This window comes from Mycobacterium colombiense (genome assembly GCF_003284975.1).
GTDB lineage: Bacteria > Actinomycetota > Actinomycetes > Mycobacteriales > Mycobacteriaceae > Mycobacterium > Mycobacterium europaeum_A.
In genome coordinates this window covers 43,077-59,760 of the sequence record NZ_QMEU01000014.1, presented here as the reverse complement: position 1 = coordinate 59,760, position 16,684 = coordinate 43,077, and the positions used below count along the sequence as shown (strand labels likewise).

The following is a 16,684-nucleotide window of genomic DNA, read 5'->3' as shown; positions in this document are numbered from 1 at the left end:
TCAGCGGCGGTAGGCCGCGCCCGGGTGGTCGTCGGGCAGCAGCGGCCCCCGGGCGCCGAGCCGCTGGCGCAGCGTGGAACGCGGTGGCTGCTCGGGGACGCGTCCCCGCCGACGCAGCTCGGGGACAACGAACTTCGCGAAATCGACGAAGGTGCCCGGGGTCGTCACGTAAGCCAGGTTGAACCCGTCGACGTCGGCCTCGGTGACCCACCGCTCGAGTTCGTCGGCCACCTCGGTCGGCGAACCCACCAGCACCGGGCCGCGGCCGCCGATCCCGATCTCGTCGGCCAGCTCGCCCACCGTCCAGGCGCGTTGCGGCGCGGCGGTGGTGAACGAGGCCAGCGCCGAGCGGTTGGCGTCGGTCTCGACGTATTTCAGCGGTTCGCCGGGGTCGAGTTCGGCCAGGTCGACCCCGGTCCAGCCGCCGAACAACGCCAGCGCTCCGGCGGGGCTGACGTACCCCCGATATTCAGCCAGCTTGGCGACGGCCTCGTCGCGGCTCTCGGCGACCACCGGGGTCACCATGGTGAACACCTTGATCGAGCGTGGGTCGCGACCCAGCTCGGCGGCGGCGGTCCGCAACGCGCGCACCGGACCGCGCACGATCTGCGGCGTCGGACCCGAGACGAAGACCGCCTCGGCGTGGGCCGCCGCGAACCGCACGCCCCGCGGCGACGCCCCGGCCTGGAACAACACCGGGGTGCGCTGCGGCGACGGCTCGCACAGGAACGGACCGGGCACCGAGAAATAACGGCCCTTGTGCTCGATGTCGTGCACCTTGGCCGGGTCGGTGAAGACGCCCCGCTGCGCGTCGCGCACCACGGCGTCGGCCTCCCACGACCCCTCCCACAGCTTGTAGCAGACCTCGAGGTACTCGTCGGCGATCTCGTAACGCTGGTCGTGCGGGATCTGGGCGTCCAGGCCCAAATTCCTTGCGGCGCTGTCCAAATAGGACGTAACGATGTTCCACGCCACCCGGCCACCCGTCAGGTGGTCCAGCGTCGAGAGCCGGCGGGCCAACGCGTAGGGCTGCTCGTAGGTCAGCGACAGGGTGATCCCGAAGCCGAGGCTGTCGGTCACCGCCGCCATCGCCGAGACCGCGGCGGTCGGGTCGTTGACCGGAAACTGGGCGGCGTCGAGGACCGCCGCGTCGCGCGAGCCGCCGTACACGTCGTAGACCCCGAGCACGTCGGCGAGAAACAACGCGTCGAACCCGCCGGTCTCCAGGATGCGGGCCAGCTCGGTCCAATAGCCCAGCTCCCGGTAGCGGTAGCCCTGATCGTCGGGATGCCGCCACAGACCCGCGGACTGATGCCCGACGCAGGCCATGTCGAAGGCGTTGAGAAAGATCCTGCGCGGCGCACTCACCCGATGTCATCCTCACCCGTCTCGCGCGCCGCGTACGCGGCGGCGACCGTGATCGCCGCCAGCACCGCGAAGTACGCCACGATCAGCCACGGCCGGCCACCGCCGACCACCAACAACGACGCGGCGATCAACGGCGCGAACCCTCCCGACAGTACGGCACCAATCTGATAACCCAGCGACGCGCCGCTGTAGCGCACCCGGGTTCCGAAGAGTTCGGCGAACCAGGCCGCCTGCGGGCCATACATCGCGTCATGAACGACGTTGACGCCGAACACGATTGCCAGCACGACCCAAAGCGCCGACCCGCTGCCGGCAGCCAGGAAGAACAACACCAGAGCCACCACCCCCGCGAGCGCGCCGAACAGATACGGTGGCCGCCGCCCCACCCGGTCCGACAGCAACGCCCAGCCTGGCGTGCTGAGCAACCCGAGCGCCGAGGAGACCAGCACCGCGATCAGACCTACTGCGCTGCCCCTGCCGAATGAATCCTGAAGATAGCTAAGCGAATACGTCGTCAATAAGACGAAAAGCCCGATCTGCGACAGCCGCAGTCCGGTGGTGATGACTACGTTGCGCGAGTCGGTGCGCAGCACCTCCACTATCGGCAGCCGTGCCAGCTCGTCGCGCCGCTTGAGCCGCTCGAAGATTTCCGCATCGGTCAGCTTCAGCCGGACGAACAAGCCGATGCCGACCAGAAAGACGCTGAGCAGGAACGGGATTCGCCATCCGTAGGTGAGGAAGGTCGGCCCGGTGACCTTGCGCACCAGGAAGAACACCGAGGTCGCCAACAACATGCCGGCCGGCGAGCCCAACTGGGTGAAGCTGCCGAAAAATCCGCGACGATCGGGGGGTGCGTGCTCCACCGACAGCACCGCGGCGCCACCCCATTCGGCCCCCACGGCGAGGCCCTGCACAACCCGCAGGGTCGCCAGCAGCGCCGGCGCCAGCAGCCCAGCAGCGGCATAGGTCGGCAGCGCTCCGATCGCGGTGGTGACCAGACCCATCACCACCAACGCGCCCACCAGAACCGCCTTGCGGCCCAACCGGTCGCCGAAGTGCCCCGACAGCACCGCGCCGAGGGGCCGGGCCCCGAATCCGGCGGCGTAGGTGGCGAACGAGGCCAGTGTCCCCGCGGTCGATGAGATATTCGGGAAGAAAAGCGGTTTGAAGACCAACGCCGACGCGGTCGCGTACAGGTAGAAGTCATACCACTCGATGGTGGTGCCGATCATGCTGCCCAGGGCCACGGTGCGCAGGTTCGGCGCGGCGCCGGCGACCACGGCTGAACTGGCAAGACTGGCGGCAGAACTGGTGACGGGGCTTTCGGAAAGCACGTGGTGGCAGCGTAATTAACATAGCGAGCTAGGCATATGTTTGCCATCGCCGTGAGGCAAACGCCGGCGATCAGCTTGGGAGAAATCGCCGTGGAAAGCGCAGAAATGCGGTTCACTAGACCGCGTGTCGAATCCGCCGCGCATTGTCGACGTTGTCGTCGTCGGTGCGGGCTTCGCCGGACTCGCCGCGGCGCGCGAGCTGACACAGCAAGGCCACGATGTGGCGGTTTTCGAGGGCCGCGGCCGGGTCGGCGGACGGTCCCTGACCGGCAGCGTCGCCGGATTGCCGGCCGATCTGGGCGGCACGTTCGTCGGGCCGACCCAGGACGCCGTACTGGCGATGGCCGCCGAACTCGACGTCCCGACCACCCCGACGCATCACGACGGCAAGAACCTGATCCATTGGCGCGGGTGGACGCACGCGTATCACGGCACCATCCCCAAGCTTTCGCTGACCGGCCTGCTGGATATCGGCCGGCTGCGCTGGCAATTCGACAGGATCGCGCGCAGCATCCCGCTGGCGGCGCCGTGGGACGCCCGCCGCGCGCGTGAACTCGACGGCCTGTCGCTCGGCGGCTGGTTGCGCTCAGTGCGTGCGACGGCTTCCTCGCACGACCTGCTGGCGATCGTGGCGCGGGTGACCTGGGGATGCGAACCCGACGACGTGTCGATGCTGCACGCCGCCCGCTACGCGCACGCGGCCGGCGGGCTGGACCGGCTGCTCGACGTCGAGGACGGGGCCCAACAGGACCGCTTCCCCGGTGGCACGCAACAGATCGCCGAGGCGGCGGCCGCCGAACTGGGCACCCGCGTGGTGCTCAACGCCCCGGTGCGGCGGATCGAGCGGCACGGCGCGGGCGTCACCGTCACCACCGACCTCGGCGAGACCGAGGCCGGGTTCGTCATCGTCGCCATCCCGCCGGCCCACCGCGCCTCCATCGAGTTCACTCCCCCGCTGCCCGCCGAGTACGAGCAACTCGCCCGGCACTGGCCGCAGGGCCGGCTCAGCAAGGCCTACGCCGCCTACTCCACGCCGTTCTGGCGGACCAACGGGTTTTCCGGGCAGGCGCTGTCCGACGAGGGCCCGGTCTTCATCACGTTCGACGTCAGTCCGCACCCGGACGGACCGGGCATCCTGATGGGTTTCGTCGACGCCCGCGCGTTCGACTCGCTTCCCAGCGAGCAGCGTCGCCGCGACGCGTTGCGGTGCTTTGCAACGCTGTTCGGCGACGACGCGCTCAAGCCCCTGGACTACGTCGATCACCGTTGGGGCGCCGAGGAATTCGCGCCGGGCGGCCCCACCGCCGCGGTGCCACCCGGATCGTGGACCCGGTTCGGGCCGTGGCTGCGGGAACCGGTCGGGCCGATCCACTGGGCCGGCACCGAAACCGCCGACGAGTGGACCGGTTTCCTCGACGGGGCGATTCGCTCCGGGCAGCGCGCGGCCGCCGAGATCACCGCCCTGCTATGAGCTGATCCGGCGGGTGGCCGCGTTGCGCATCGCCGTTTCGGCGAGCGCGCGCAGCTGGCGGTTCACCTCGCGGGGGTGTTCGAGCATCGAGCAGTGCCCACCGGGCAGTTCGACCAGGTCGATCAGGTTGGGCACGCTGCGCGCGATCCTGCGGGACTGGCTGATCGGGGTGAGCCGGTCGCGTTCGCTGCCGATGACCAGCGTCGGAACGGTCAAACCCTCCAGGTCGAGATAGCGCGACCCGAGAGACGCGACCAGCGCCCTCGCGCACCCCGCCCGGCCCGCCGGTGAGGTGTTCTCGAAGAGCTCGTAGACCAGCCTGGCGATGCCCGGATCGGCGTCTTGTCCGGTGGCCAGCATCGCCACCACATAGCGGCTCGGGATGCGGGCGGCACCGGGCACCGCGAACCCACCGAACGCGTTGATCAGGGTGCGCCCGGCCAGAACCCGGGCCGGCGACAACCCGTAGGGCACCGGCAACAGCTGCACCTTGCGGATCAGATCGCCGGTGGTGGTGTTGATCAGCGCGACCGCGTCCGCGCGCCGGGGAACCTTGTGGCGGTAGCGCTCCGACCACGCGGCGATGGTGATGCCGCCCATCGAGTGGCCGGCCACCACGGCGCGTTCGTGCGGTGCCAAAGTCGCATCCAGCACCGAATCCAGGTCGGACGCAAGGTGTTTGAGGCTGTAATTGTTGGCTCGCGGCAAGCCACTGCGGCCGTGGCCGCGATGATCGAAGGCGATCACCCGGTAGTCGTGGGACAGGTCGGCGATCTGGTACGCCCACGCCCGGATGGCGCAGGTGATGCCGTGCGTCAAGACGATCGGATAACCGTGGGGCGGCCCGAACACCTCCGCGTGCAACCGGGTGCCGTCGGCCGCCCGGACCGTGACGGTCTCACTGGGCGGCAGCGGGTCGGGGAACGGGTCAACCGGGCGGGCCGATCGTCGAGCACTCATCACCGCTCCCCCCTCCAACGCGGCGCCGTTGCCGCAGCTAAGGATGGGGCGATTTTATCCCTAAGTTCGGTTCGCTTTTGGTAAATCCGGCAAACGATTCTTATGAGACGCTTAGACTCGTGTCGGGGTTGTCGCGCCGGGCATTCTTCGCGGCCGCGACCGGCGTGGCCGGTGGCGCGCTCGCTGTGGCGTGCGCACCGAACCAGCCGACACCCGCCACGGTCCGCCCGTCCCCTCAGCAGGCGCCGGACACCACCTCGATCCTCGTCGTCGGCGCCGGGATGGCGGGTTTGTCCGCCGCTCGCAGCCTTGCCGACGCCGGTCGCCCGGTTCGCGTCATCGAGGCCCGCGGCCGCATCGGTGGCCGGATCTGCACCGACCGCGGCTGGGGCCCGCCCCTGGAGCTGGGCGCCTCGTGGATCCACGGCACGACGGACAACCCGCTGACCGAGCTGGCCCACCGGGCGCGGTCACAACTGGTGAGCACGGACTATTACGGGTGGGTCAGGCTCGCGGTCGACCCCGCGCTACAGCCGCTGGATTACCAAAGCGCAACGTGGCGATCGTTCGTCGAACGGGCGCGCGGTCTGCGCGACGTGACAAGCCTGGGTGCCGCGGTGCAAACCGCCGCCGACGGCGCACGGCTGTCCGCGTCCGACCGCGCCCAGCTGGCCTTCTACCTGACCACCGAGATCGAGGACGAATACGCCGCCGACGCGAATCAGCTTTCGGCCGCCACCTTCGACAAGGGTGATTACGCCGGCGGCGACCAGGACGTCATCATCAACGGCTATGACGCCCTGCCCAATTCGCTTGCCGACGGGCTGACCATCGAGCTCAACACGCCGGTCACCGCGGTCGTGCAACGCGATGACGCCGTCATCGTGCGAACCAGGGAAAAGTCGTTTCGGGGTCCGGCCGCGATCGTCACCGTTCCCCTCGGCGTGCTGAAATCCGGTGCGATAGCCTTCGATCCGCCGCTGCCCGACGCGCACGCCCGGGCCGTGACGGCACTGGGCTTCGGCGCCTTGTCCAAGAGCTTCTTTCGCGTGGACCAGCGAACGTGGAAGGTAGACAACGCTTTCTACCAGTACCTCGGGCCCGAAGGCGGGCTGTGGTCACAGTGGTTCACCCTGCCCGGCGATGCGGGCCCAATCGTGTTGGCGTTCAACGGCGGCGAGCGCGGGCGATTCGTCGAGTCGCGTTCGCCCGGGGAGGTCCTGGCCAGCGCGCTGCCTGTGGCCCGCCGGGTCTTCGGCGACAACATCTCGCTGACCGATGTGCGGACCTCGAACTGGACCGGCGACTCGTACGCCCTCGGCGCCTATTCGTTTCACCCGCCCGGCTCCGGCCTCGACGACCGGCGCCGGTTACAGCAACCGATCGGTGAGCGGCTCTACCTGGCGGGCGAGGCGGTGGGCGTTGACAATCCGGCGACCGCGACGGGCGCCCTGGCCAGTGGCCGCTATGCCGCGAACCAGCTCCTGCATCATCTGAACGGGTGACCCGGCCGGCTTGGCCGTCAGGAGGATGCCACCTGTTGCCGCAGCGTGGTGTGCGGGCTTTGGCCGTAGGTCTGCCGGTAGAGCACCGCGAAACGGCCGGTGTGCGCGAAACCCCACCGCTGGGCGATCTCGGTGACGGTCGAATTGGCGGCAGTCGCTGTCACCAGCTCTTGATGAGCGCGGGCGAGCCGGACCCGGCGCATGTAGTCGGTCGGTGTCGTGCCGAGCCGTCGGCGGAAGAGGTACTGCACCGCCCTGGGGGTTAGGTGCACCGCCGCGGCGACCTCGTTGATGCCGATGTCTTCGGCGGTGTGGCGATGGATGAAAGACACCGCCTGCTTGAGTGTTTCGGGCCCGGCGAGATCGCTGGCCGGGTCCTGCTCGGTGAGGTTGGAGGGATAGCACTCAAGCAGCGCGCCGGCCAGCAGGCCAGCCATACCCGCCGCGATCAGCGGCTGCGCGGCGGTATCGGCGGAAGCCAATGTCGCCACCACATAGTCCAGGGCCCGGTGCCAGGCCCGCACGGCGGCACGGGAGCGGGGACGCCAATTCACGAACTGGGTGTGCTGCCCCAGCGACGTATGCCAGTCCGCGGCGACCCTCTGCAACGCCTCCGACTCGAGCTTGATCACGTCGAAATGTGCGCTGCTGCAGTGCAATACGCACGACATCCCGTGGGCGACGAGGATCGGGAAGTCCGTGGTGGCCAGTGGCCCTCCCGCGACGCTCAACGTTCCCGCACGCGGCTGGACGACCAGAATGGTGTCGGACGCTGGGATCTCCAAAGTCAAACGGCCCTGGATCGTCACCTCGTCGACCGTCATCGAACCGGCGTCAGTGCGGCGATGCGAGATCGCGGCCTGACTGGCTAGCCCGGAGATCCGCCAGCCCGGTTGATAGGCACCGGCAAAGAACCGCCGCGCGGCGTGCGCATCGATGGTACGGAACTGCTTGTACTGCACCGCCACCGGGCGGAAAACCGGTTGAACATCACGGCCGAGTGCCGGACGCGCGGGACAATAACCGGACCCGGACCCCTCGTCCGATTCCCCAACGAGCCCCACTGCCGGCTTGGCAGGCTCGCGACCGGCCTCACGCGTCACGGTGGTCATGGCCGGCCTGAATGCTTTGCGTTCTGGCCCCGCATCATTGCCTCATCGCGCCGTCGATGGTGAAGCGCCCCGGTGCTGCGGCGCGACGGTCTCGTAAATGTTCAGCGCGTCGAGCGCAATACGCTGCCACGCGAAACGTGACATGGCTCGGCTGCGGCCCGCCGAACCCATACTCTTGGACTGAAAATGCTGGGCGAGAAGCCGTCTCGCCGCCGCGGCCAACACGACGGGATTCTCCGGCGGCACCACCAGACCGGTGATGTCGTCGAGCACGACGTCGGCCAGCACACCTACGGTGGCCGCGACCACCGCCACCCCACTGGACATGGCCTGCAACACGGTGGTGGCCCGTGGCGGTTGGCGGGGGGTGCACGCCACCACATCGGCGGACCTGATGAACTTGGGCAGTTCGGCATCGGCGACCCGGCCGGCGAAGCGCACGCGGTCCTCCACACCCAGCTCGGACGCCAGCCGTTGCAGCTGTGCCCGCGCATGGTCGTGGCCGTTTTTGGTGGTGTCGTTTTCCACGATCACCAATTCGGCGCCACGCACCTTGGGCAGCGCGCGGATCGCGATATCGAGGCCGTTGCACCACAACGGATTTGGGGCCACGTACAGGACTCGCTGCATGCCATTGCGCGAGGCGGCCGGGCCGGCCGGACTGTAGCGCTCGGCGTCGACGCCACACGTCAGGGTGGACACCCGCGCTCGGCGATGACGCAGCCGGGCCAGCGCATCGACATCGTCGCTGCTCTCGCCCGTCGCCCAGGTCGCGCTGCGCGCCAGCAGTGGCTCGATGCGCTCGCGTTCGCTTCGCTCCGCTCCCGCGTGGCCACGCGATGTCGCGGCCAATCCCAGGAAGGTCTGCACGGTCGGGATACGTCGACGGCGCGCAGCCAGTTGAGCGGCCAAGCCGCCCAGCCAGCCGTAGGCGTGCACGACGTCGGGTCGCTCGGTCGACCAGATCCGGTCCAAAGTGGCCGCCCAATCGCCCACAGAGGGCAGCACGTCAACCGGCGATGCCGCCTTGCGCGGACCGACGGGAACCGAGACGCGATGGTAGTTGCCCTCGGCCGCCGCCTGAGCGGAACGTCGACTGGCTCGTCGCAGGCACAAAGTGGCGTCGTAGCCCTGAGCCGCCAACGCGGCGCACAGCTGTTCCGGGTCCTCCCCGACGACGTCGTCGCCGCTGACAATTGCCGCCCTCAACTGCAAAATTCCCTTCGCGCCACCGCCCTCTGCCAACACCAGATGGCATACCCTGCGCGAAAATCGCGAAACGGCCGCGACGGCCTCTTCGCCTGCTGGCCCGAGGTTCGCCACGTGGACTAGCGGCAAGCGCTAAACCGGGATCGTCCGGGACTGCGGCGTGGGTCGGCAAGGTGGAGACTTGAGGAATGCAGACTCACGGGCCCGGCGCCGGCATTGATTGGGTGGCCCTGTTGGCGCGCCCATCGTCCCCCTCGCTGGAGCGGAACGACGTGCATGTGATGCGCACCGTAGCCGGACGGCCACGCCGGTTGACCGCGTCCGCCACCACTTGACCGGAACTCTCCGGATCGACAAAAGCGTTGCCGATCAACGGCCGCACGCTGTCGAGCGGCAAGCCGATGTCCAAATGGTAAGCCCGGAGCCCGTCGCTTTGTCGGCTCGCAGCGCCCAGAGCTCTTCGCAGCCCCGGTTGCCCGAGAAACAGGGTGCCCTGCGGGGCAAGGTCAAAGTGCAAGCGCCCCAACACGTTCCGCTGCGTCTCGGCGTTGAGATACATCAGACTGTTGCGACAAACCAGCAGATCGACCCACGAGATCGCCGCGTCCTTGACCAGATCGTTGCGGCCGAAGATCACCGCGCGCCGCAGGTCTTTGCGGAATACGTAGCGGCCGTTGACCTGTTCGAAATAGCGGGCCAACAGATCAGGCGGCACGATTCGACCGCCTTGGCATCGTAGGAGGCGCTGCGTGCCTCGCTGAGCGCGTCCTCGTCGACATCGGTGGTGTAGATCTTGACCCGCTGCCGGAAGCCGTCCGGTCCCAGCGGCGCTCCATACCCCAATCGGGTCGTCGGGCCCGCGCTCGGCCAGCAACCGGGGGATTACCTCGGTGCTGACGAACTCCCAGGCATCAGGGCCGCCGAAAAACGAGGTGACGTTGATCAGGAAGTCGAAGCTTCGAACGCCTCGTCAGGGGTGGATTCCAAACCAAGTCCCGTCGACAAGGGTTTACCGAAGGCCACTACTCGCGGTCAGAACCGGTTTTCTCGACCGACAAGTGCCCAGACAGTTTTGCCCGACGACGTCGGGGTCGCGCCCCAAGCCCGACACAGCGCGGCGACGATGGCCAGCCCGGAGACGATGTCTGCGCCGTAACCGACGTCCTCACGCCGCCCGGGCAGCCGGGAACTGGTGTCTTCGACGGCGACCGTGACCGCGTCTTGATAACTTTCGACGATCAACTCCGGCGCGCTGTCGGTGTGGTCCAGAACGTTTTCGACGAAAACGGTGGCCAACGTGGCGGCGACCGGGATCACCTCGCCGATGTCCCACCGGGTCAGCCACTCGGCGATCACTCCGCGCGCGACCTCCAGGCTGCTGATGTTTCGCGCAAGGCTCGCACGTGCCCGTCTGCGGACCCGCGGGGACTGGGCCGCCACGGCATCCAGCGCAAGCTCACGGCTGCGGTGAATGGGCACATACCGGGTGACACCGGCCCCCCTGATCGCCTGCTCTATCTCCGGCGCCGCGCACACCAGCAGTATGGGCACATCGGGCCACACGCTGACGTGCCAGCGAGCGCTGGTGAACACCGTCCAGGCCGAAGCCGATGTCGCGTGGAGACGGTTGATGTCGACAAGCACCGCGCGCGGCTCGTCGATCGCGGCCTTGATGACGGCGTCACGGATGGTTCGGTAGGTAGAGCTGTCGAGTATGCCCTCCACGGTCAGGACCGGAAGCTCCTGAGAGGTTTCCAGCTCGATCCGGATGGGCGGTCCTTCATCGGTCATCCGGCTTCACCACGCCGCCTTGCGGTGGTAAACAGCCGGTCGCCAAGCAGGGTCAGCGCACGTTCGGTCTCTTCGGCGATGGCCGTGTAGCGCCGCTGCAGCAACCCGGTTCCGGCTTTGCCGGGCCAGCCTGGCCTTTTCCTGCAGGCTGCGTACCGCGATCCGATCCACAGCGCCCCCTCGAGCTCGGTGTCCCGCGCGTCGAGCAAGGCCTCGGCCGTGCCGGCTTGTCCCACCTGGCAGCGCAAATCGCCCTCGCTGATCGAAACCAGGAGCCATTGCAGTCGGGGCAGGGTGTAGCCCGATGGGGCCGTCTGAACCACCACTTTCGACTACCCCTATCGATGGTAGGTAATCGGCCGGCCGCCGAATAGCTGCGCATTCCCACCGTTTGTGCCGGTTGGCCAGTGGTGTCCGGTATGGCATGGCCACCGACCAGAATCCCAAGCAACGCGATTCCGAACCGGCCCGGTTTCGTCGCAACACCGGATACCTGACCACTGCGCAAGGCGTCCGCGTCGACCACACCGACGACTCGCTGACGGTCGGCGAGCGGGGTCCGACGCTCCTGGCGGACTTTCACCCCCGGGAGAAGGTCATCCACTTCGACCGCGAGCACATCCCGGAACGCGTCATGCGCGCGCGGCGCCGGTGCCTACGGCTATTTCGAACCGGCCAAGCTGGAGGGCGGATCCGGCGACGAGCTAACCCGTCGACCGCTCGTTCACCACCATGGCGTCGGTGCTCTACGACGCCGTCGTGGTCGCGTGTGGGCCGCGGTCGGTATCGACGCTGCCCGACGATGGCTACGCGGTGCACTTCGTGACGAGGCGTAAGCACCTGAAGCCGATCTGCGCCTACGGGGCGGGCGTCGACCTGCTGCATGCCGCCCGCATCACCAACCGGCTCGCCGAGGACACCGACGTCCTCAAGACCATCCGTCATCACCACCAAGGCGGCCGCCGACGAGCTGCCCGACCGCTTCGCCGAGGATTCGCAGCCGCGCTGGCGCGACACCGCTGCTGGGAAAGGCGCACAGATCCGGTGCCGCCTGAGCAGGTTTTTGAACCGGCCGAGGCGGGCACTACTGACAAAGATGTCTGCCGCGGACAGGAGGATGAATCATGCCGCGTTCGTCGATCAAGAACGAAAAGATGTACCAGGACTTGCGCAAGAAGGGCGACTCCAAGGAGAAGGCCGCGCGCATCTCCAACGCCGCCGCCGGCCAGGGCAAGTCGAAGGTCTCCCGCAAGGGCGGCAAGTCGGGGTCCTACCAGGATTGGACCGTGCCGGAGCTCAAGAAGCGCGCCAAAGAGCTTGGCATGTCCGGGTATTCGAGCCTGAGCAAAGACAAACTGGTCGCCAAACTGCGTAATCACTGACCCGTCAGACCGAGTCGGTCGACCAGCACCAGAAACGCGACGGCGTAGTCGTTGTCGGCGGTCTGTGCCCGAATGGCTTTCCAGTCCAGTCGTTCGCGCACCGCGCGGACCGCGGGCAACAACTTGGCGAAGTCGCAGTGGTGCTCGTCCAGCGAGCGCAGCTGCTGGACCAGCACCATAGTGGGAGGCAGCACCGGCATGCGGATCGCCAGCACGTCGCGTTGTTCGGCCCGGTCCAGCGTGTCGGCGTCCACGGGCACGCCATTGATGCGATGCAGGATATCCACGAGCACGCCGGCGGTGCGGGCCTTGAACAACCAGTCCTCCGGCGGACGTTCGATGGCGAATCCGGCGCCGGCCAGGGTGGCGACGGCCGCCTCCACCTCGGCCTCCGCCACGACAAGATCCACATCATGGCTGGGCTCGGGTGCACCGTAGGCCCATAGCGCGTAACTGCCGGCCAAGGTGAAACGTGGCCCGCTTTCCTTCAGTGCCGACGCGGCGCGGCGCAGCGCCTCACGCAGCTGCCCAGCGCAGGCGGATAGATCGGGGTGCGCCTCGGTGGTGGCCATGGTGCTTAGGTCATACCCGGCGGGCGGGCCGGGCAACCTGGCGCGTCGCTAAAGCCGTTTAACTTGCGGCTAATTGGGAAATCTCCGGGTTATGTCAACCGCCGTGCCATGTGCGTATGACGCTGCAGCCGTCGTGATTCCCGCCCGCAACGAGCGCGCGAAGCTGCCGGCCTGCCTGAGCGCGGTGCTGACCGCCGCCCTGTGTGCGCCGTTGCCGGTCACCATCGTGGTGGTTCTCGATGACTGTGATGACGGCAGCGACGAGCTGGCAGGTCAGTATGGTCCCGACGTCCACTTCATCAAGGTCGACGTGCACAATGTCGGCACGGCGCGCGCCGTCGGTTTCGGTTATGCGCGCTCACTGTTGGGCGACGACGCGAGGTGCTGGTTCGCCACCACCGACGCCGACAGCCGGGTGGACCCGGCTTGGCTCGCCCACCAGTTGCGTCAGGGTGCGGACATGGTCTTGGGCGTCGTACGCGTCACCGACTGGCGCCAACACGATGCCGGCGTCGCCGACCGCTATCTGCGCCGCTACCAAGAGGACTCGGCGGACGGCGCGGGTCACGAACACATTCACGGCGCCAACATGGGCTTCAGCGCCCGGGCTTACTGGCGCGTCGGCGGATTTCGCACCCTGCCGACCGGCGAGGATGTCGATCTGGTCGAACGGTTCGAAGCCGCCGGATACCGGATTCAGCGAGACACCGACTTGTCGGTCATCACATCGGCGCGAATCCACTCTCGGGCCCCGCTCGGATTCGCCCACCACCTCAGGCAACTGGGGAGAACGGTGGCGGGTGATTGCGTGTGACCGCGGGCTTGGTTCAGCATTGGCTGGAGTCTGGACGCCTCGAGCTGCCACTGCCCGCCTCGGGGCGCACGGCCGAACGCTGGCAGCGGCTGGCCCGTCTGGCCGAGGAAAACATTGTGGCGGCCAGGATCGCCGAAGCCCACGTCGACGCCGTCGCGATATTGCACGAGTTGGGCGGCAAGCCACCCGAGCCGGGGCAGCTGTGGGGCGTGTGGGCGGCCGAAGCGCCCGACGCGGGGCTGACCGCCACCAACACCGACGGGGCGTTCACCCTGAGCGGCACCAAGGTGTGGTGCTCGGGCGCCGGATTCTGCACCCATGCCCTGGTGACCGCGCGGCTCGAGGATGGAACGCGTGGCCTGTTCGCGGTGTCGGTGACCGAACCCACCGTAAGGGCACTGCCGAGCACTTGGTGGAACGCCGGGATGGCCGGCAGCGACACGAGGCCGGTCCAGTTCACCAACGCCCAGGCCGTCGCGGTGGGCGATCCCGGAGAGTACCTGAGCCGGCCCGGATTCTGGCATGGCGCCATCGGTGTGGCAGCGTGTTGGCTCGGCGGGGCGCGCAGGGTCGCCGATCCGCTGTACCGCTGCGCCGCAAGCCAATCGGCCGATGCGTACTCGCTCGCTCACCTGGGTGCGGTGGATGCCGCGCTCGCCGCAAGCGACGCGATCCTGGCCGCGGCCGCGAGCCAGGTCGACGATGACCCGTTCGACCGCGACGAGACCGCGCAACTTCTGGCCCGTCGTGTGCGCACGGTGGTGGAACACGCTGTCGACGAAGCGATTACACGCACCGGACGGGCGCTGGGCCCCGGGCCGCTGTGCCAGGACGGTCGGCACGCGCAACGGGTCGCCGATCTGAGCATCTACATCAGGCAAAGCCACGCCGAGCGGGATCTGGCCGAGCTCGGGCGGCTGGCGGGTCAGCAGGCGACGGCGCCATGATGACCCTGCCGGCGGGTAACTGCGCCAGATTTGCGGTCAAGCCGCTGACCCACAGCGGAACTCCGGCGCCGTTGTGGCTCGCAGCTTTTGACGAAAAGCCGTTGCGGGCATTGGATCTGACGCAGTGTCCGGAGCTGATCGTGGTGGCTCCTCATCCCGACGACGAGACGCTGGGGATGGGCGCGCTGATTGCGCAACTGACCGCGACCGGAGTCCCGGTCCGGGTGGTTTCCGTCACCGACGGCGGCGCCGCGCACCCCGGTGCGACGCCTTCGGAGCGGCTGCGGATGGAAACCACCCGACGCTATGAGATGCGCCGGGCTACGGGCATTTTGCGGACCCCGCCCCCGATGTCGCTCGGCCTGCCCGACGGCGAGCTGACGGATCATGAAGACAAGCTCACCGAGATGCTGACCGGCATCCTCACGGCCGCCGGCCCGGCGACGTGGTGCGCGGCCACCTGGCGCGGCGACGGCCATCCCGATCACGAAGCAGTGGGGCGGGCCGCCGCGGCCGCATGTGCGCGCACCGGCGCCACACTGCTGGAATATCCGATCTGGATGTGGCACTGGGCGCTTCCGGCCGATCCCGCGGTGCCGTGGAACCAGGCATATTCGGTACCCGCACCCGGCTGGGCGGTCGAACACAAGCGCCGTGCCGCGCACTTCTATCGAAGTCAGTTCGAACCCAATGGCACTCAGTCGTCGCCGATCCTGCCGGGCTTTGTGCTTCAGCGACTGCTCGCGGTGGGCGAGGTCGTTTTCCGGTGACCGCGCGGCTACCCGACGCCTACTTCGACGAGATGTACGTCGGCACGGACGATCCGTGGCAGCTGTCGACCCGGTGGTACGAACAACGCAAATACGCGATCACGCTGGGGCTGCTGCCGCAACGCCACTACCGGCACGGATTCGAGCCGGGCTGTTCGATCGGCACACTCACGGCGCGACTGGCGCAGCGTTGTACGCAGGTGACCGCGGTGGATGTCGCCGAGGCGGCGCTGCGCGGCGCCGACGCCCGGCTGCGCCAAACCGGCTGCCGCGAGCGGGTCACGCTGATCCGTTCGTCGCTGGATGCGCCTTGGCCACGCGGACCGTTCGATCTGCTGGTGCTCAGCGAGGTCGCCTACTACCTGGAAGCCGAAACCTTGGCCGAGGTCATGCGCCGCGAGTGTCCCAAATTGCAGCCCGGGGCCAATGTCGTTGCCGCGCATTGGCGTCATCCCGTGCCCGACTACCCGCTCACCGGCGACGCGGCCCATGAGGTCATCGCGCAAACTCCCGGGCTCACATCGATGGGCCGCTATCGCGACGACGATGTCGTGATCGACGTGTTCGACACCGGCGACGGGCGGTCCGTGGCCGCCCGCGAAGAAGTGCCCGGCGCGAACTGATCCGTGGCGCAAGTGCCGCGGTGACTGCGCGCCGACGAAAGTGGGTAGCTGAAAGCCTATGCGGGTGGCGACATTCAACATCCTGCACGGTCGCACCGTCGGCAATGGCGTGGTGGTTGACCGGCTGCGCGACTGCGTGCGCCGCCTCGATCCCGACGTGCTGAGCCTGCAAGAGGTCGACTGTGATCAGCCGCGGTCCGAGCGCGCCGACCTGACCGCCGCGGCGGCCGAGGCCATGGGAGCGGTCGAACACCGTTTTGTGGCGGCCATTTCCGGCACACCGGGGGCGACCTGGATGGCCGCCACCGGCCGCGAACAGCCGGGTACCGCGGCCTACGGGATCGCCCTGCTGTCCCGCTACCCGGTGGCCAGTTGGCAGGTGCTGCGGTTGCCGCGGATTCCCATGCGGTTCCCCATGTACTTGCCCGGTCCCAACCGGGTGATGGTCGTCGACGAGGAGCCGCGGGCGGCGGTCATCGCGCAATTGCGCACCCCGATGGGCGGGCTGACGGTGGCCAACACGCACCTGTCCTTCGTTCCGGGGTGGAATCGGCGCCAGCTGCGCAGGGTGATCTGCGACCTGCGCGGCTTCCCCGGCCCGCGGCTGTTGACCGGCGATTTGAACATGACCCCCAGAACGGTGCGCCGCTGGTCCGGCATGCGGGCGCTGGCCGCGGCGCAGACGTTTCCCGCGGACAGTCCCAACCGTCAGCTCGACCACATCCTGACCGACGATCCCCGGCTGCGCGGCGGCGCCGTCGAGGCGGACCTGATGACCATTTCCGACCACCGCCCGCTGGTGGTGGACCTACACCGGGACTGAACC

15 protein-coding genes and 4 pseudogenes are annotated in these 16,684 nt (G+C 68.3%); 10 read left to right on the top strand and 9 right to left on the bottom strand.

The window, feature by feature from the left end; genetic code table 11:
* Both DQP58_RS07680 and DQP58_RS07675 read right to left on the bottom strand, forming a co-directional pair.
* On the bottom strand, positions 1-1,368 hold the full coding sequence (locus DQP58_RS07680; protein WP_165827817.1) for an LLM class flavin-dependent oxidoreductase: 1,368 nt from the start codon (positions 1,366-1,368) through the stop codon (positions 1-3).
* Positions 1,365-2,600, bottom strand: a complete 1,236-nt coding sequence (locus DQP58_RS07675) for an MFS transporter (protein WP_205869367.1) — start codon at positions 2,598-2,600, stop codon at positions 1,365-1,367. Before DQP58_RS07675 ends, DQP58_RS07680 begins: the two co-directional genes overlap by 4 nt.
* Before the next feature lie 226 nt (positions 2,601-2,826).
* On the opposite strand from DQP58_RS07675, the gene DQP58_RS07670 reads away from it, so the two are divergent.
* Entirely contained in the window at positions 2,827-4,173 is a 1,347-nt protein-coding gene (locus tag DQP58_RS07670) for a flavin monoamine oxidase family protein (RefSeq protein ID WP_112707848.1), read from the top strand.
* On the opposite strand, the gene DQP58_RS07665 is transcribed toward DQP58_RS07670, so the two are convergent.
* Positions 4,168-5,133 carry an alpha/beta fold hydrolase gene (locus DQP58_RS07665; RefSeq protein ID WP_112707847.1) on the bottom strand — a complete coding sequence of 322 codons (966 nt, stop codon included), beginning with the start codon at positions 5,131-5,133 and terminating at the stop codon, positions 4,168-4,170. The two genes, DQP58_RS07670 and DQP58_RS07665, sit on opposite strands and share 6 nt — an antisense overlap.
* 119 nt (positions 5,134-5,252) lie before the next feature.
* On the opposite strand from DQP58_RS07665, the gene DQP58_RS07660 reads away from it, so the two are divergent.
* Positions 5,253-6,638, top strand: coding sequence for a flavin monoamine oxidase family protein (locus DQP58_RS07660; protein ID WP_112707846.1), 1,386 nt, complete (start codon positions 5,253-5,255; stop codon positions 6,636-6,638).
* A gap of 17 nt (positions 6,639-6,655) precedes the next feature.
* Here DQP58_RS07660 and DQP58_RS07655 read toward each other — a convergent pair whose 3' ends face one another.
* From DQP58_RS07655 to DQP58_RS07635, 5 genes and pseudogenes are all read right to left on the bottom strand, one after another.
* Complete coding sequence (locus DQP58_RS07655) at positions 6,656-7,750, bottom strand: helix-turn-helix transcriptional regulator (RefSeq protein WP_112707845.1); 1,095 nt, start codon at positions 7,748-7,750, stop codon at positions 6,656-6,658.
* Between the two features lie 42 nt (positions 7,751-7,792).
* Complete coding sequence (locus DQP58_RS07650) at positions 7,793-8,959, bottom strand: glycosyltransferase (protein WP_112707868.1); 1,167 nt, start codon at positions 8,957-8,959, stop codon at positions 7,793-7,795.
* A 475-nt stretch (positions 8,960-9,434) separates the two neighbouring features.
* Positions 9,435-9,905: pseudogene (locus DQP58_RS27580) on the bottom strand (CheR family methyltransferase); the annotation flags it as partial.
* A gap of 86 nt (positions 9,906-9,991) precedes the next feature.
* Positions 9,992-10,750: an STAS domain-containing protein gene (locus DQP58_RS07640; protein WP_112707844.1), complete on the bottom strand. Its 759-nt coding sequence runs from the start codon at positions 10,748-10,750 to the stop codon at positions 9,992-9,994.
* Positions 10,747-11,058 (bottom strand): annotated as a pseudogene (locus tag DQP58_RS07635) (chemotaxis protein CheB); the annotation flags it as partial. The pseudogene DQP58_RS07635 and the gene DQP58_RS07640, both read right to left, overlap by 4 nt.
* Positions 11,059-11,174: 116 nt before the next feature.
* Between DQP58_RS07635 and DQP58_RS27575 the strand changes: the two are divergent.
* From DQP58_RS27575 to DQP58_RS07620, 3 genes and pseudogenes are all read left to right on the top strand, one after another.
* Positions 11,175-11,424 (top strand): annotated as a pseudogene (locus DQP58_RS27575) (catalase); the annotation flags it as partial.
* A 6-nt stretch (positions 11,425-11,430) separates the two neighbouring features.
* A pseudogene (gene katE, locus DQP58_RS26750) lies at positions 11,431-11,800 on the top strand (catalase HPII); the annotation flags it as partial.
* Between the two features lie 74 nt (positions 11,801-11,874).
* Positions 11,875-12,132 carry a DUF7218 family protein gene (locus tag DQP58_RS07620; protein ID WP_066870937.1) on the top strand — a complete coding sequence of 86 codons (258 nt, stop codon included), beginning with the start codon at positions 11,875-11,877 and terminating at the stop codon, positions 12,130-12,132.
* On the opposite strand, the gene DQP58_RS07615 is transcribed toward DQP58_RS07620, so the two are convergent.
* Positions 12,126-12,704 (bottom strand): nucleotidyltransferase, encoded by a 579-nt coding sequence (locus DQP58_RS07615; RefSeq protein ID WP_112707843.1) that lies wholly within the window; start codon positions 12,702-12,704, stop codon positions 12,126-12,128. The genes DQP58_RS07620 and DQP58_RS07615 overlap by 7 nt on opposite strands.
* Positions 12,705-12,795: 91 nt before the next feature.
* Between DQP58_RS07615 and DQP58_RS07610 the strand changes: the two genes are divergently transcribed.
* The 5 genes from DQP58_RS07610 to DQP58_RS07590 are packed head-to-tail and all read left to right on the top strand — an operon-like array spanning position 12,796 to position 16,681.
* Positions 12,796-13,518: a glycosyltransferase gene (locus tag DQP58_RS07610; protein ID WP_165827816.1), complete on the top strand. Its 723-nt coding sequence runs from the start codon at positions 12,796-12,798 to the stop codon at positions 13,516-13,518.
* Positions 13,515-14,465, top strand: coding sequence for an acyl-CoA dehydrogenase family protein (locus tag DQP58_RS07605; protein WP_112707841.1), 951 nt, complete (start codon positions 13,515-13,517; stop codon positions 14,463-14,465). The genes DQP58_RS07610 and DQP58_RS07605 overlap by 4 nt, the downstream gene beginning before the upstream one ends.
* Entirely contained in the window at positions 14,462-15,235 is a 774-nt protein-coding gene (locus DQP58_RS07600; RefSeq protein WP_112707840.1) for a PIG-L deacetylase family protein, read from the top strand. Before DQP58_RS07605 ends, DQP58_RS07600 begins: the two co-directional genes overlap by 4 nt.
* Entirely contained in the window at positions 15,232-15,858 is a 627-nt protein-coding gene (locus tag DQP58_RS07595) for a class I SAM-dependent methyltransferase (RefSeq protein WP_240629607.1), read from the top strand. The genes DQP58_RS07600 and DQP58_RS07595 overlap by 4 nt, the downstream gene beginning before the upstream one ends.
* 58 nt (positions 15,859-15,916) lie before the next feature.
* On the top strand, positions 15,917-16,681 hold the full coding sequence (locus DQP58_RS07590; protein ID WP_112707839.1) for an endonuclease/exonuclease/phosphatase family protein: 765 nt from the start codon (positions 15,917-15,919) through the stop codon (positions 16,679-16,681).
* The last annotated feature ends 3 nt before the right edge of the window (positions 16,682-16,684 follow it).

Coding starts and splice junctions, on each gene's coding strand:
- DQP58_RS07675 (WP_205869367.1), bottom strand. CDS start 2,600: ATGATCGGCACCACCATCGAGTGGTATGACTTCTACCTGTACGCGACC.
- DQP58_RS07665 (WP_112707847.1), bottom strand. CDS start 5,133: ATGAGTGCTCGACGATCGGCCCGCCCGGTTGACCCGTTCCCCGACCCG.
- DQP58_RS07655 (WP_112707845.1), bottom strand. CDS start 7,750: ATGACCACCGTGACGCGTGAGGCCGGTCGCGAGCCTGCCAAGCCGGCA.
- DQP58_RS07640 (WP_112707844.1), bottom strand. CDS start 10,750: ATGACCGATGAAGGACCGCCCATCCGGATCGAGCTGGAAACCTCTCAG.
- DQP58_RS07620 (WP_066870937.1), top strand. CDS start 11,875: ATGCCGCGTTCGTCGATCAAGAACGAAAAGATGTACCAGGACTTGCGC.
- DQP58_RS07615 (WP_112707843.1), bottom strand. CDS start 12,704: ATGGCCACCACCGAGGCGCACCCCGATCTATCCGCCTGCGCTGGGCAG.
- DQP58_RS07610 (WP_165827816.1), top strand. CDS start 12,796: ATGTCAACCGCCGTGCCATGTGCGTATGACGCTGCAGCCGTCGTGATT.
- DQP58_RS07600 (WP_112707840.1), top strand. CDS start 14,462: ATGATGACCCTGCCGGCGGGTAACTGCGCCAGATTTGCGGTCAAGCCG.
- DQP58_RS07590 (WP_112707839.1), top strand. CDS start 15,917: ATGCGGGTGGCGACATTCAACATCCTGCACGGTCGCACCGTCGGCAAT.